General features: G+C 70.4%; 12 protein-coding genes. 7 read left to right on the forward strand and 5 right to left on the reverse strand.

Going from position 1 to position 11,747, the window contains the following annotated elements:
- Positions 1-88: 88 nt before the first annotated feature.
- The 3 genes from ACIBCK_RS09315 to ACIBCK_RS09325 all read left to right on the forward strand — a co-directional run bounded on the left by ACIBCK_RS09315 (position 89) and on the right by ACIBCK_RS09325 (position 2,722).
- Positions 89-1,072: an ArsR/SmtB family transcription factor gene (locus ACIBCK_RS09315; protein ID WP_399388267.1), complete on the forward strand. Its 984-nt coding sequence runs from the start codon at positions 89-91 to the stop codon at positions 1,070-1,072.
- Between the two features lie 189 nt (positions 1,073-1,261).
- A complete protein-coding gene (locus ACIBCK_RS09320; protein ID WP_399388269.1) occupies positions 1,262-1,942 on the forward strand; it encodes a peptidoglycan-binding domain-containing protein in 681 nt (226 codons plus the stop codon).
- A 69-nt stretch (positions 1,943-2,011) separates the two neighbouring features.
- Positions 2,012-2,722 carry a C39 family peptidase gene (locus ACIBCK_RS09325; RefSeq protein WP_399388271.1) on the forward strand — a complete coding sequence of 237 codons (711 nt, stop codon included), beginning with the start codon at positions 2,012-2,014 and terminating at the stop codon, positions 2,720-2,722.
- A 258-nt stretch (positions 2,723-2,980) separates the two neighbouring features.
- On the opposite strand, the gene ACIBCK_RS09330 is transcribed toward ACIBCK_RS09325, so the two are convergent.
- A complete protein-coding gene (locus ACIBCK_RS09330; protein WP_399388273.1) occupies positions 2,981-3,550 on the reverse strand; it encodes an RNA polymerase sigma factor in 570 nt (189 codons plus the stop codon).
- 154 nt (positions 3,551-3,704) lie between these two features.
- Between ACIBCK_RS09330 and ACIBCK_RS09335 the strand changes: the two genes are divergently transcribed.
- Positions 3,705-4,769 carry a MerR family transcriptional regulator gene (locus ACIBCK_RS09335; protein ID WP_399388275.1) on the forward strand — a complete coding sequence of 355 codons (1,065 nt, stop codon included), beginning with the start codon at positions 3,705-3,707 and terminating at the stop codon, positions 4,767-4,769.
- Between the two features lie 8 nt (positions 4,770-4,777).
- Here the strand turns inward: ACIBCK_RS09335 and ACIBCK_RS09340 are convergent, their stop codons facing one another.
- The 3 genes from ACIBCK_RS09340 to ACIBCK_RS09350 are packed head-to-tail and all read right to left on the reverse strand — an operon-like array spanning position 4,778 to position 6,792.
- Entirely contained in the window at positions 4,778-5,824 is a 1,047-nt protein-coding gene (locus ACIBCK_RS09340) for an iron-containing redox enzyme family protein (protein ID WP_399388277.1), read from the reverse strand.
- Positions 5,814-6,128 carry a CDGSH iron-sulfur domain-containing protein gene (locus ACIBCK_RS09345; protein WP_399388279.1) on the reverse strand — a complete coding sequence of 105 codons (315 nt, stop codon included), beginning with the start codon at positions 6,126-6,128 and terminating at the stop codon, positions 5,814-5,816. The genes ACIBCK_RS09340 and ACIBCK_RS09345 overlap by 11 nt, the downstream gene beginning before the upstream one ends.
- Positions 6,112-6,792 carry a HemK2/MTQ2 family protein methyltransferase gene (locus ACIBCK_RS09350; RefSeq protein ID WP_367038931.1) on the reverse strand — a complete coding sequence of 227 codons (681 nt, stop codon included), beginning with the start codon at positions 6,790-6,792 and terminating at the stop codon, positions 6,112-6,114. The genes ACIBCK_RS09345 and ACIBCK_RS09350 overlap by 17 nt, the downstream gene beginning before the upstream one ends.
- Positions 6,793-7,160: 368 nt before the next feature.
- On the opposite strand from ACIBCK_RS09350, the gene ACIBCK_RS09355 reads away from it, so the two are divergent.
- The 3 genes from ACIBCK_RS09355 to ACIBCK_RS09365 all read left to right on the forward strand — a co-directional run bounded on the left by ACIBCK_RS09355 (position 7,161) and on the right by ACIBCK_RS09365 (position 11,056).
- A complete protein-coding gene (locus tag ACIBCK_RS09355) occupies positions 7,161-8,465 on the forward strand; it encodes an acetyl-CoA carboxylase biotin carboxylase subunit family protein (protein ID WP_399388281.1) in 1,305 nt (434 codons plus the stop codon).
- 39 nt (positions 8,466-8,504) lie between these two features.
- Positions 8,505-10,553 (forward strand): CocE/NonD family hydrolase, encoded by a 2,049-nt coding sequence (locus ACIBCK_RS09360; protein WP_399388283.1) that lies wholly within the window; start codon positions 8,505-8,507, stop codon positions 10,551-10,553.
- Between the two features lie 146 nt (positions 10,554-10,699).
- Positions 10,700-11,056: a PRC-barrel domain-containing protein gene (locus ACIBCK_RS09365; protein WP_399388284.1), complete on the forward strand. Its 357-nt coding sequence runs from the start codon at positions 10,700-10,702 to the stop codon at positions 11,054-11,056.
- A 151-nt stretch (positions 11,057-11,207) separates the two neighbouring features.
- On the opposite strand, the gene cpt is transcribed toward ACIBCK_RS09365, so the two are convergent.
- Positions 11,208-11,741 (reverse strand): chloramphenicol phosphotransferase CPT, encoded by a 534-nt coding sequence (gene cpt / locus ACIBCK_RS09370; protein ID WP_399388286.1) that lies wholly within the window; start codon positions 11,739-11,741, stop codon positions 11,208-11,210.
- Positions 11,742-11,747: the final 6 nt, after the last annotated feature.

Consider the following 11,747-nt stretch of genomic DNA (forward strand, 5'->3'; position numbering starts at 1 on the left):
GCGGGCGTCTTGACAGCAACTGCCTTGCGACGTTCGCCTGGAGGCCAGCCGCAAGGGGGCGAAGGGACACACGGGGGAGAGGCGGGCCATGTTGCGGGTGTACTTCACGGCCGAGGACCTGGCACGGGTGCGGGTCGCCTCGGGTCCTGACGTCCTCTGGGAGATCAGCAACAGCGTACAGACGCTGCAACGGCGCGACGGAGCAAGGGCGTTCGGGGAGTGGCGGCGCTGGGCGAGGCCGCGACTCTCGGAGAGCTGCCGACTCCTTTCGCCGCTCCTGCCGCCGCACGGCTGCTCCCCGGACTTCCTCACCCCCACCCACGGCGCGGGCGAAACGCTCCACGCCGCGGTCGACACCCTCGTACGCACCCCGCTGCCGCGGCTGCGCACCGACCTGTCACGGGTGGCCGCGTCCCGTCGGCTGCCGGGCTGGACGGAGTCGCTGGCGCGAGGCGACGCCGCCGCGCTGCGGAAGTTGGGGCGAGCACTCCACACGTATCACCTGGAGGCGCTCGCGCCGTTCTGGCCCCGCATCCACGCACAGATCGACGCCGACCGCATCATCCGCCTGCACAGCCTCCTCGACGGCGGGACCGACGGGCTCCTCGCCGGGCTCGGACCCCAACTGCGCTGGCAGCCGCCGGTGTTGGAGGTCGACTACCCGGTCGATCAGGAGCTGCTTCTCGACGGGCGAGGACTCACGCTGCAGCCCTCGTTCTTCTGCTGGCCCACGCCCGTCACGCTCGCCGACGGCGAACTGCCGCCTGTCCTGGTGTATCCCATAGACCACGCGAGCGACTGGACGCACGACCCCGCACCCGCCGACCGTCCGGACGGCGGCGCCTTGGGGCCGCTCATCGGACACACGCGCGCCGCCGTCCTCAGAGCGGCCGGCACCGGCTCGTCCACCGTCGAGCTCGCCCGTCTTCTGGCGGTCACCCATCCGGCCATAAGCCAGCACGTCAAGGTGCTGCGCGCCGCGGGCCTGGTGACCACGGTCCGCAGGGCGGGGCGTTCGCTCCACGTCGCGACGGCGGAAGGGCGCGCGCTGCTGCGCAGCTGCGGGGCGTAAGTCTGGGCTTTCATCGATTGCTTCTGGCATGGGCATGCAAGGAAGCTGGCCGGGCTGTTGCCCACGCATCCCCCCACCGCGTTGCGTCCCAACACCCCTCCCTGCGCGCGCCGTTCGACGCGCGTCCACGTGTGAAATCCCGCGCGCGGCAGGAGGGGGACGCAGCGACGATCCGATGAAGGAGTGGCGTTGCGCACTACTCGTACCCTCACCCGCCGTGCGGCCGTGGCCGCCTCGCTGGCCGTCGCAGGCACCCTCTGTGCCGTGCCCGGCATGGCCCAGGCCTCCACGCCGCCCACCGCCTCCGTGGCATCCTCCGGGCACGGCCTGAAGTGGTTCCAGGAGCGTCACGGCCTGCCACGAACCGGCTCGGTCGACAGTGCGACCGCCAGAGCCCTGCAGCAGGCCTCCGATGCCGAACTGCGCCGCACGTTCCGGACAGTTGCCGACCTCGGGCCCGAGGAACTCGCCAACGCGCGCACCGTCATCGGTGTCGGCAAGGGGGCGCAGATCCCGGAACAGGGCCTGGTCATCGCGTTGATGACCGCCATGCAGGAATCGAAGTTCGTCAACTACCTGACGCCGGTGGACCACGACTCCCTGGGGATCTTCCAGCAGCGCCCGAGCGCCGGCTGGGGCACTCCCGAGCAGATCACCGACGTCGCCACCTCGTCGAAGTCCTTCTACGGAGTGGCCCCCTTCGGCAACAACCCGGGGCTCATCCAGATCGACGGCTGGCAGACCATGCCCCCGGGCGACGTCTGCCAGGCCGTCCAGGTCTCCGCCTACCCCGACCGCTACGCGCAGTGGGAACAGTTCGCCCGCGACCTGCTCGCCCAGGAAGGGCCCACGGTCCCGCCGATTCCCTGATCCCCCCGCCGCTCTCCGTACCTCGCACCTCCCGCATCTCACCACCGTTCCCTCACCCCAGGAGCCCGTATGCGCAAGAGACTTGTCTCCACAGCGATCGCCGTGGCAGCGGTCGGCGCCCTCGTCACCCCGGCCGCCGCCCAGGCGGAGCCCGCCCACCCGCACAGCGTGTCCGTCCTCGGCCACGGCTCGAAAGCCGGCACCGCGGTCGTCAGCGGACAGAACGAGCCCGGCACCCGGCTGAGCGTCGGCGGTGCCCGGACCAGGAGCGCCCACACGCTCCCGGTCGACTACCAGGTCCAGGAGACCGGCTACTGGTGCGGCCCCGCCGCCACCCGCATCGCCCTGTCCGCAAGGATCGCCCCGCCGAGCCAGGGCGCTCTGGCCGCGCAGCTCGGCACCACCGAGGCGGGCACCGATCACATCAGCCAGGTGACAGGGGTGCTCAACGCCAACCTCGGCACCGGCTGGTACGAGACCAAGGAGATGCCGAACGACCCGCCCACGCAGGCGCAGAAGGACCTGCTGTGGAACGACATCGTCCTGGACATCGACAACAACTACCCGCTGGTGACCAACATCGTGGCGCCGCCCGGCAACCAGCCGCCCGGCTATCCGTCGGACCAGACGATCTACCACTACTTCACGGTCATCGGCTACGACGACGCGAACCGCACCGTCCTCATCGCCGACCCCGCCTCCTTCGGCGGCAACCAGATCTACTGGCTCTCCTTCGACCAGCTCGCCACCCTCATCCCGCCGAAGGGATACGCCGCCTGAGGGAGCCGTGAGCCGGGAGCCGTGAGCCGTGAGGTGCTGACCGTGGGTGGCGCCACCGACACATGCGCCACCCACAGCCCGCACGGTCGCCGTCTCGGGGGCGACGACGACAGCCTCAGCGGCACCGACTCCGCTGAGGCCGACAGGATGCAGGGTCCGGGCGGACCTGCCGACCTCAGGCTCCATGACGGTCACGACGAGCCACTTCTTGCTTCGGTCGAAACCGCGTCGATGGATGCACCCGCGCCCGAGAAATTCTCAGCCGCCGCCGTCCTGTACGTCCTCCAGGCGGAGCCGCAGACCGCGCATCCCGCGCCGGGCGTGGCTCTTGACCGTGCCCAGCGGCCAGCCGGTGCGCTCGGCGATCTGCGGATGGCTCAGGTCCTCGTAGAACGCCAGGCGCAACACCGTCCGCTGCGGCGCCGGCAGCCTCGCCAGCTCCTGCGTCATCAGCGTCCGGTCGAGCGCGAGGTCCATGCCCTCCTGGGCGCGGTGATCCATGGTGGCGTACTGCGCCCCCGCACCTTCGACGAGCGCCGCCCGTCGGGCGCGCGCGTGGAGCGCGTCCGCGATCCTGCGCCGCGTGATCCCGGTCAACCAGGCCGCCGGGCTGCCGAGTTCGGGTCGGTAGCCGGCCCGGCCGCGCCATGCGGCGAGGAACACCTGTTGCGTGATGTCCTCCGCCTCGCGACTGTCGCCGAGCGAGCGCTGGGCCAGGGCGTGCACCAGGGGCCCCCACCGGCGGTACACCGCCGCGAGGCTCGCCTCGTCCTCGTCCTCGGCGTCCGGGACGGGGGCTCGCGCCTGCTGTGGCGCCAGTGGGCTCATCGGCGTCTCGTCAGCTCCTCCCGGCGATCGCAATCGCCGTACGACCGAACGGAAACGGGCATCCGTACCGTCACCGTCTCCGCGATCCGGTCATCCTTGGAGCAGCCGCTCGCGCACGGCAACCTGGATCGTTCGTGCGTCGTATCGTGGCCGGATGAGCGAGGGGCAACGCCGCGGTCAGGGCAGCGATTCGACGGTCACCGGACTCACCACCGGCGCCCTGGCGCGGCGGCTCGGTGTGTCGCCGACGACGTTGCGGACCTGGGACCGCAGGTACGGACTCGGACCTGCCCGGCGCGATCCCGGGCACCATCGGCGCTGGTCCGAGGGGGACGTCGCCATGGTGGAGGAGATGGCCCGCCTCACCTCATCGGGGATGCCGCCGGCCGAGGCCGCGCACGAGGCGCTCAAGCTGCTCGACACCGGGACCGGCGCCGAAGCCGGTCGCCAACAGCCCCAACAGCCCCACCAGGACGCTGTGCCGCGACAGCGACAGCGACGGCCCGCGCGTCCCGCCCCGAAGCAGTCGCCCGACACGTTCGTGCGTCGGCGACGGGGCCTCTCGCGCGCCGCCGTACGGCTCGACGCCCCCACCCTGCAGGACCTGCTGGCCGACGCGGTGGAGAACCACAGTCTGGTCACCGCGTGGCAGGAGGTGATGGTGCCGACGCTGCACGCGGTGGGCCGTAAGTGGGAAGAGGCCGGCGACCGTTACGTCGAGGTCGAGCATCTGCTCTCCTGGCACGTCTCCCGGACCCTGCACCGCTGTGCCACGGCCCCGGCCGCTCCGACCGCCCCGGCCCAGCCGGGCGCGTCCGCCGCCGAAGCGCCCCTCGTCCTGGCCTGCGTACCGGGTGAACAGCACTCACTCCCGCTGGAGGCGCTCAGCGCGGCGCTGGGTGAACTCGGCGTCCCACAACGCATGTTCGGTGCTGCCGTGCCGGTCGAAGCGGTCTCGGCAGCCGTGCGCAGAACGGGTCCGGCCGTCGTCGTGCTGTGGGCCCAGGCCCGCTCCACCGCGAGCCTCCCGCTGGCCCGGCACATCGCCGACACCCGATGGGGGATGCGCGGCGCCCGCGGCCGCCCGGTGGTCATGCTCGCCGGGCCCGGGTGGGCGGGCCCCGCGGTCCGTGGCGCGCTGCGGCCCACCAGCCTGCGGGAGGCGCTGACCCAGATCGGCAGAGTGCGCGGGGAGAGCGCGGCCGACCGGGGGAGGTGACCCCGCCGTCAGCCTGCCGCCACCAACGGCGCGCGCAGGGCGCTGTGTTCGTCGCGCCAGGCGGCCAGAAGCCGTGCACCCAGGCGGTCCTCCAGGAAGCCCGTGGCCTCGATGCCGAAGACCACGTCGGTTTCGAGGCCGGGTTCGCTCGCGAGCAGGCCGCCGATCACGTCACGGCGCACCACCTGCTCATGAACGGCGTCGGCCTCCACATGCTCGTCGTAGAACCGCTCGGCCGCCTGCCCGGCGCCGCACCTGCGCATGGCCTTCGCCAGCCGCCGCGACCCCGGCGACGAGGTCACCTCCACGGCGGCGAAATGTCCGACCAGCGCGCCGCGCAGCGCCCGGTGCAGGCCGAGCAGGGACATCAGATTGACCGTTGCGAGCGCCTCGGCGGGAGCGGCGTCCAGGTAGTAGCCGTACGCCGTCTCCAACGAGAGGTCCGCCATGAGGTTGGCGAAGAGCCGTGCGTGGATGTCCTCGGCGCGGCCGGCCCCGAACTCGTCGAACTCGATGGCCACCATGCCCGCCTTGGCGCGGCCGTGCAGTCGGGGGATGACCCAGGCGTGCGGGTCGGCCTCCTTGAGGTGGTACAGCGAGCGCGCGGCCGCGTACTCCTGCAACTGCCAGAGCTCGCCGTCGCGTTGGAGGTGGTGGCTGACACTGGTGTCGCTGTGACCGATGGGTTCCAGCAGGAGGTCGGCCAGGGCGCGTTCGGCGCTGTCCGTGGAACGGCAGTTGGCGCGCAGGGCGTGGAGGAAGCGACCTTCGAGCGCGCGGCGCAGACCAAGAAGCTCGGGATCCCATTCGAGGTCCTCGCGGACCCCGTCGAAGCCTTGGTAGTGCAGCTCGTACAGCGTGTAGAGGGCGAGCTGGAGGTCGTCCCCGTAGGGGTCGGCGTCGTGCGTGTCGAGGGGCAGCGGACCCGGGCTCCCGCCGGAGCGCAGCGTGCTGATGACGAGGCGGGACAGCGGGCCGCGGGGCTCGGGAAGCGCGGGGCTGGTGTGGCGCGACTCGCGGACGGCGTCGGGGGCGACCTGGTTCTCAACGGACATCGGGTGCTTCCTCCCCCGTGGTGTTCTCGGCTTCCTTGGTGTTGGTGCCGGTGTCGGTGGCTGACGAGTCGTTGTCCTCAGGCTTCACGCGGCGGCGATGACTGGTGTCGCACCACGGATAGGTCCGGCTGCGGCGGCACGTGCAGATCGCGGCCGTGAAGCGCCGGGAAGCGATGACGGTGCCGTCGTCCGCGACCACTTCGACGGGCCCCTCGACGAGCAGGGGGCCCTCGGGGTCGATCGTGACCCGGCGGGGCCGTGCTTCCCGTGCGGTCGGCGGCGCGGGCTCAGGTGCGTTCGGCACGGATGACCACCAGTTCTTCCAAGTCCTCGTCCCCCAGGAGACCTTGACCGCGCAGGAAGGCCAGGCGTGAGCGCAGGACAGGGCCGAGCGGTATCAGGGCGCGGTCGGCGACCGAGGTCTCCAGGCCTGCTTTCGACAGGCGCCGCAGCGTCTCGTCGGTTCCGCACAGAGCCGAGTGGACCATGAGCAACACGCCTCCGGGGCGCAGCACTTGAGGCGCCGCGTCACAGATCCTGTCGACCACCGCGCGGCCGTCATGCCCGGCATCCCAGGCACGGGCCGCACCGCGTCGCGGCAGTCGGCCGGAGGGGGAGGGCACGTAGGGGGGATTGCTCGCCACGAAGTCGTAGGACCGGCCCGGTACGGCGGCCGTGAGGTCGCCCCGCAGCACGGTGACGCGCTGCCGCGCCGCCAGCGCGTTGAGCCGGGCGGTCAGGACGGCTCGCCGGGCTATGTCCACCGCCGTCACCCGGGCGCCGAGCCGCGCCGCGTGAACGGCCAGTGCGCCACTGCCGGTGCCGAGGTCCAGTACGTCCGTGCCCGGCCCGATGTCCTCGCGGCAGAGGGCGCGGGCGAGGAGGCCCGTGTCGTCCTGCGGTGCGTAGACCCCGGGAAGGGTCAGCAGACGGCCCGGGGCCGCACCCGCTGTCGTATCGGCGATCATCACGCACCTCCGGTCGTTCTGGGGCCGGCCGGGCGGTTTCCCTCCTTGCTCCGCCCTCCCACCACCCTCCGCTGTTCCAGCGCCGCCCACCACTCGAGTGATGACGCACGGTGACATGCCGGGCCGACTGCGTGTCCCTCTGGCCTCATGGGTTCCTTTTGGTACTCGGGGCTCGCTCCCGCGACTGTCGTCCGTCCCTGGTGCCCGACGAACCGTGAAGCACACGTGCGGCTCCCGCCCGGCGTCGCCGGACACGGGAGCGGTGCCGATGCGGGAGAGGGGTGGTGATTGCGCCCCTGTGCTGTGGGTACGCGGCCAGTCCTGCCACCCAGCAACACAGCTGTGGCACCCCACGACGAAAGGGCGCCATGCCGTACAACATCTTCGTACTCGGCCTCGACGAGGCCAACCTGCCGACACTGCGAGCGGTCCCGAACGCGCAGGACTACGTCTTTCACCCGCTGCTCACCGTCGACGAGCTGCAGAGCGGCGAGGTGTCGGTCCCCGGTCTGCTCACCAAGGCCGAGCAGATCCTCGACGCGTTCGACGGTCACATCGACGCGATCGTCGGCTACTGGGACTTCCCCGTCAGCACGCTCATCCCGATTCTCGCCGAGCGGTATGGGACGCGCAGCACCAGTCTGGATTCCGTGGTCAAGTGCGAGCACAAGTACTGGAGCCGACTGGAGCAGCGGCGGGTCACCGACGCGCACCCGCCGTTCGGCAGGGTCGACATGGAAAGCGCCGATCCCAAGCCTCCCGAGGGCATGGACTTCCCGATGTGGCTCAAGCCGGCGCTGTCGTACTCATCGGAACTGGCATACGGGGTCAAGGACCAGACCGAGTTCACCGAGGCGGCCGACCGCATCCGTGAGGGGATGGGGCGCATCGGGCGGCCCTTCGAGGACATCCTCGCCCGCGTCGAGCTGCCCCCGGAGATGGCCGACGTGGGCGGCCAGGTGTGCCTGGCCGAAGGCGCCCTGAACGGCATCCAGGTCGCGATCGAGGGGTACGTCCACGAGGGCGAGGTCACCGTCTACGGGATCCTCGACTCGATCCAGTACCCCGACTCGCCGTGCTTCCTGCGCCACCAGTACCCCTCCACCCTCCCCGAGCCTGTGCTCGAGCGGCTCCGGGACGTGTCCGAGAGGGTCATGCGGCAGATCGGCATGGAAGCGGCGACCTTCAGCATCGAGTACTTCTACGACCCGCGGGCCGACACGATCAACCTGCTCGAGATCAACCCCCGCCACTCCCAGTCGCACGCGGAGATGTTCGAGTTCGTCGACGGGGTGCCCAACCACCACTGCATGCTGAGCCTCGCGCTCGGCAAGGACCCCGAACTGCCGTTCCGCCAGGGCGAGTACAAGACGGCAGCCAAGTGGTACTACCGCTGGTTCGCCGACGCCACGGTCCACAACGTGCCCTCCCGCAAGGACATCGAGAGCATCGAGCGGCGTATCCCCGGCGTGCGCGTCGACGTGGTGGTCGAGGAGGGGCAGCGCCTGTCGGACGCGTCCGAACAGGACAGCTACAGCTACGAGTTGGCGCACATCTTCACGGGCGGGGAGAGCGAGGAGGACATACGGGCCAAGTACGACCAGTGCGTGGCCGCCTTGGGCCTCACCTTCGACGAGGCCGAACCGGGTGGTCGCGACACGAAGAACGACTGAACCGCGAACACCCTCCGCACCACGAAGGAGCGACCCGGCTTGCGCTATGTGAGCGACCTTCCGTACGAGACCAAGGAAGAGGAGAACGTCAGCATCCCCGTGGCGGACGGAACCCGCCTCGCGGCCCGCATCTGGCGGCCGACGTCCTCCGACCAGGAACCCGTCCCGGCGGTCCTGGAGTACATCCCCTACCGTCAGCGCGACCTCACCGCCGAGCGCGACTCCATCCACCACCCCTACATCGCCGGGCACGGCTACGCCTGCGTCCGCGTGGACCTGCGCGGCACCGGTGACTCCGAAGGGGTGCTCAAGGACGAGTACCTGGAGCAGGAGCAGACCGACGCCGAGGACGTCCTGGCCTGGCTCGCCGACCAGCCCTGGTGCGACGGCACCACCGGCATGATGGGGATCTCCTGGGGCGCGTTCGCCGCGCTCCAGGTCGCCGCGCGGCAGCCGGAGAGCCTGCGCGCCATCGTCATCGCGTCGTTCACCGACGACCGGTACGCCGACGACATGCACTACATGGGCGGCCAGCTGCTGTCGGACAACCTCGCCGAGGCGGGCACCATGTTCGCCTACGGCACCATGCCGCCGGACCCGGCCATGGTCGGTGACCGGTGGCGCGACATGTGGCACGAGCGGATGGAGGGCACCCGCCCCTGGGTGCTCGAATGGCTCAAGCACCAGCGCCGGGACGACTACTGGCGGCACGCATCGGTCTGCGAGGACTACCAGGCCGTACGCTGCCCCGTCCTCGCGTCGAGCGGCTGGGCGGACGGCTACTCGAACGCCGTGACACGGCTGCTCGGCAACCTGGACGTGCCGCGCAAGGGCCTGATCGGCCCCTGGTCCCACAAGTTCCCGCACCTCGGCGAACCGGGCCCCGCCATCGGCTATCTCCAGGAAGTGGTGCGCTGGTGGGACCACTGGCTGAAGGGCGTCGACAACGGCGTCATGGAAGGCCCGATGCTGCGGACGTGGATGCAGGACAGCGTCCCGCCCTCCACGTCGTACGAGGAACGTCCGGGCCGCTGGGTGGGGGAGCCTTCCTGGCCATCCCCGCACATCACACCCGTCGTGCGGCGCCTCACGCGCCACGGTCTGTCCGAGCCGGTCGACCAGAGCGACGCACCGGCCGACGCCGCTGGCCCCGACGAGGGGCTTTCCGTCCAATCTCCGCTGTCCGTAGGCCAGTTCGGTGGAAAGTGGGCCTCCTACAACGCGCCCCCGGACCTGCCCTACGACCAGCGTGAGGAGGACGGCGGCTCGCTGGTCTTCCAGACCGACCAGCTGACCGAGCGCACGGAGATCCTCGGCTCGCCCAGCGTCGAGCTCGACCTGAGCGTCAACGAACCCGTCGCCATGGTCGCGGCCCGCCTCTCCGACGTGGCCCCCGACGGCAGTGCCACCCGGGTCAGTTACGGGCTGCTCAACCTCACCCGCAGTGAGGCGCACGGCGATCCGCGTCCGCTCGAACCGGGGCGCCGCTACCGCGCGGTCATCCCGCTCAACGGTGTCGCCCAGGCCTTCCCGCCCGGCCACCGCATCCGCCTGTCCCTCTCCACCTCGTACTGGCCGCTGGCCTGGCCGCCGCCGAAGCCGGTACTCCTGACCGTGTACGAGACGTCGAGCACCCTGACACTGCCGGTCCGCCCGCTGGCGGAGCCCGACGCCTTGCCGGACCAGCCCTTCGACGAGCCGGAAGGGACCCGGCCGAGGTCTCCCGTCCAGCTGTCCCCACCCGAGTCGCGCTGGCAGGTCAAGCGTGACCTGGTCGACTACGCCGCGGAGCTGGAGATCGTCAAGGACCGGGGGACGATGCGGCTCGAGGACATCAACCTCGACGTCGGCCGCCGGGCCTACGAGCGCTACACCTCCGTGGCCGAGGACTTCACGTCCGCCACCGGCGAATCGACCTGGACGATGACCTTCCGGCGTGACGACTGGGACGTACGGGTGGAGACCCGCACGGTCCTCAGTTGCGACGAGGACAACTTCCGGGTGGACGCCACGCTGGACGGTTACGAGGGTGACAGGCGGGTTTTCTCGCGTACCTGGAATGAAACGGTGCCCCGCGACTTGCTGTGACACCACGGCAGAAGCAGCCGAGGTGAGACGGCCTGAAGTTTCTGTTTGGGCTCTTTCCCGCAGGGCACCCGAAGCCTTGGAGGTTGATCATCTCCTCGCGCTATGTGAATCCCTGCTTTTCAGGGAAAACCAATTGAGGAGTTCTCGTGAGCAACGAAATCTGGAGCTACACCCCGACCGCCGGTCACGGCCCGGACGCCGATCTGACGGGTTACAAGGTCGAGGCCGCGGACGGCCACATCGGCAAGGTCGACAAGCACTCGAACGAGGTCGCCAACCAGTACATCGTCGTCGACACCGGAGTGTGGATCTTTGGCAAGGAGGTGCTGCTGCCTGCGAGCACCGTCACCGCCATCGACCACGAGGCGCGGAAGATCCTGGTCTCGCGTACCAAGGAGCAGATCAAGGACGCGCCCGAGTTCGACAAGGAAAAGCACCTGGGCGACCCCGCCTACCGAGACCAGCTCGGTGGCTATTACGGCGGTCTTGGCCCGGGTCACTGAACCTCGCGCAGGCATGACCGGGGCGTGACCACACCGCCCCACTGAAATCGATGGCGCCCGAGGCATTTACTGCCTCGGGCGCCATTCAGCTGTTTCCGAGAAACAACCTGAACTTCTGCACCGCTGAATAACCGCGAGGCTGCGCAGCAGATCAGCGGACTCGGGCGGCGATGGCTCGCGCGCACTCCAGGGACTCGGTGCGCGTGGTGTCCACTTCCATGTCGTAGAGCACGCCGTGGTGGACCACCTCGGCCTGGGAGGATGCCATTCCGGCCACCCGGTCGCCCCGCGCCGTCTCCCGGCCGGCGGCGACCGTGCTGTCACAGCGGACTCCGACCCACAACACCCGCAGATCACCGAGGGAGTTGCGCCACCGCTCCTGCGATGCCGCACCGCCGAGGAAGACCTCGTCGACGATGACCCTGGCGCCGGCCCGCGCCATGGTCGCGATCCCCTCGATCCACGCCGCCTCCAGCGCCCGGAAGCCGGCGCCGACGATCACCTCGCCGTCGGCGCCGAACTCGATTCCCTCCGACGCGGTCCGCAGGGAGGCGGGCATCGCGTCGACCAGCGTGTCGCAGCCGAAGGCCAGCCACGGGTCGGGCAGCACCGCCTGCAGACACCGCGCGATGCCGGACTTCCCGGAGCTGGAACCGCCGTTGAGAACGATCACTTGAGTTGTCACGGCGCC

Origin of the sequence: Streptomyces sp. NPDC051218 (genome assembly GCF_044455475.1) — a bacterium.
In the GTDB taxonomy this organism is placed as follows: domain Bacteria; phylum Actinomycetota; class Actinomycetes; order Streptomycetales; family Streptomycetaceae; genus Streptomyces.

Excerpts from the sequence above, each read along its gene's own strand:
- ACIBCK_RS09315 (WP_399388267.1), top strand. The coding sequence starts at position 89 with ATGTTGCGGGTGTACTTCACGGCCGAGGACCTGGCACGGGTGCGGGTC.
- ACIBCK_RS09325 (WP_399388271.1), top strand. The coding sequence starts at position 2,012 with ATGCGCAAGAGACTTGTCTCCACAGCGATCGCCGTGGCAGCGGTCGGC.
- ACIBCK_RS09330 (WP_399388273.1), bottom strand. The coding sequence starts at position 3,550 with ATGAGCCCACTGGCGCCACAGCAGGCGCGAGCCCCCGTCCCGGACGCC.
- ACIBCK_RS09335 (WP_399388275.1), top strand. The coding sequence starts at position 3,705 with ATGAGCGAGGGGCAACGCCGCGGTCAGGGCAGCGATTCGACGGTCACC.
- ACIBCK_RS09340 (WP_399388277.1), bottom strand. The coding sequence starts at position 5,824 with ATGTCCGTTGAGAACCAGGTCGCCCCCGACGCCGTCCGCGAGTCGCGC.
- ACIBCK_RS09350 (WP_367038931.1), bottom strand. The coding sequence starts at position 6,792 with ATGATCGCCGATACGACAGCGGGTGCGGCCCCGGGCCGTCTGCTGACC.
- ACIBCK_RS09355 (WP_399388281.1), top strand. The coding sequence starts at position 7,161 with ATGCCGTACAACATCTTCGTACTCGGCCTCGACGAGGCCAACCTGCCG.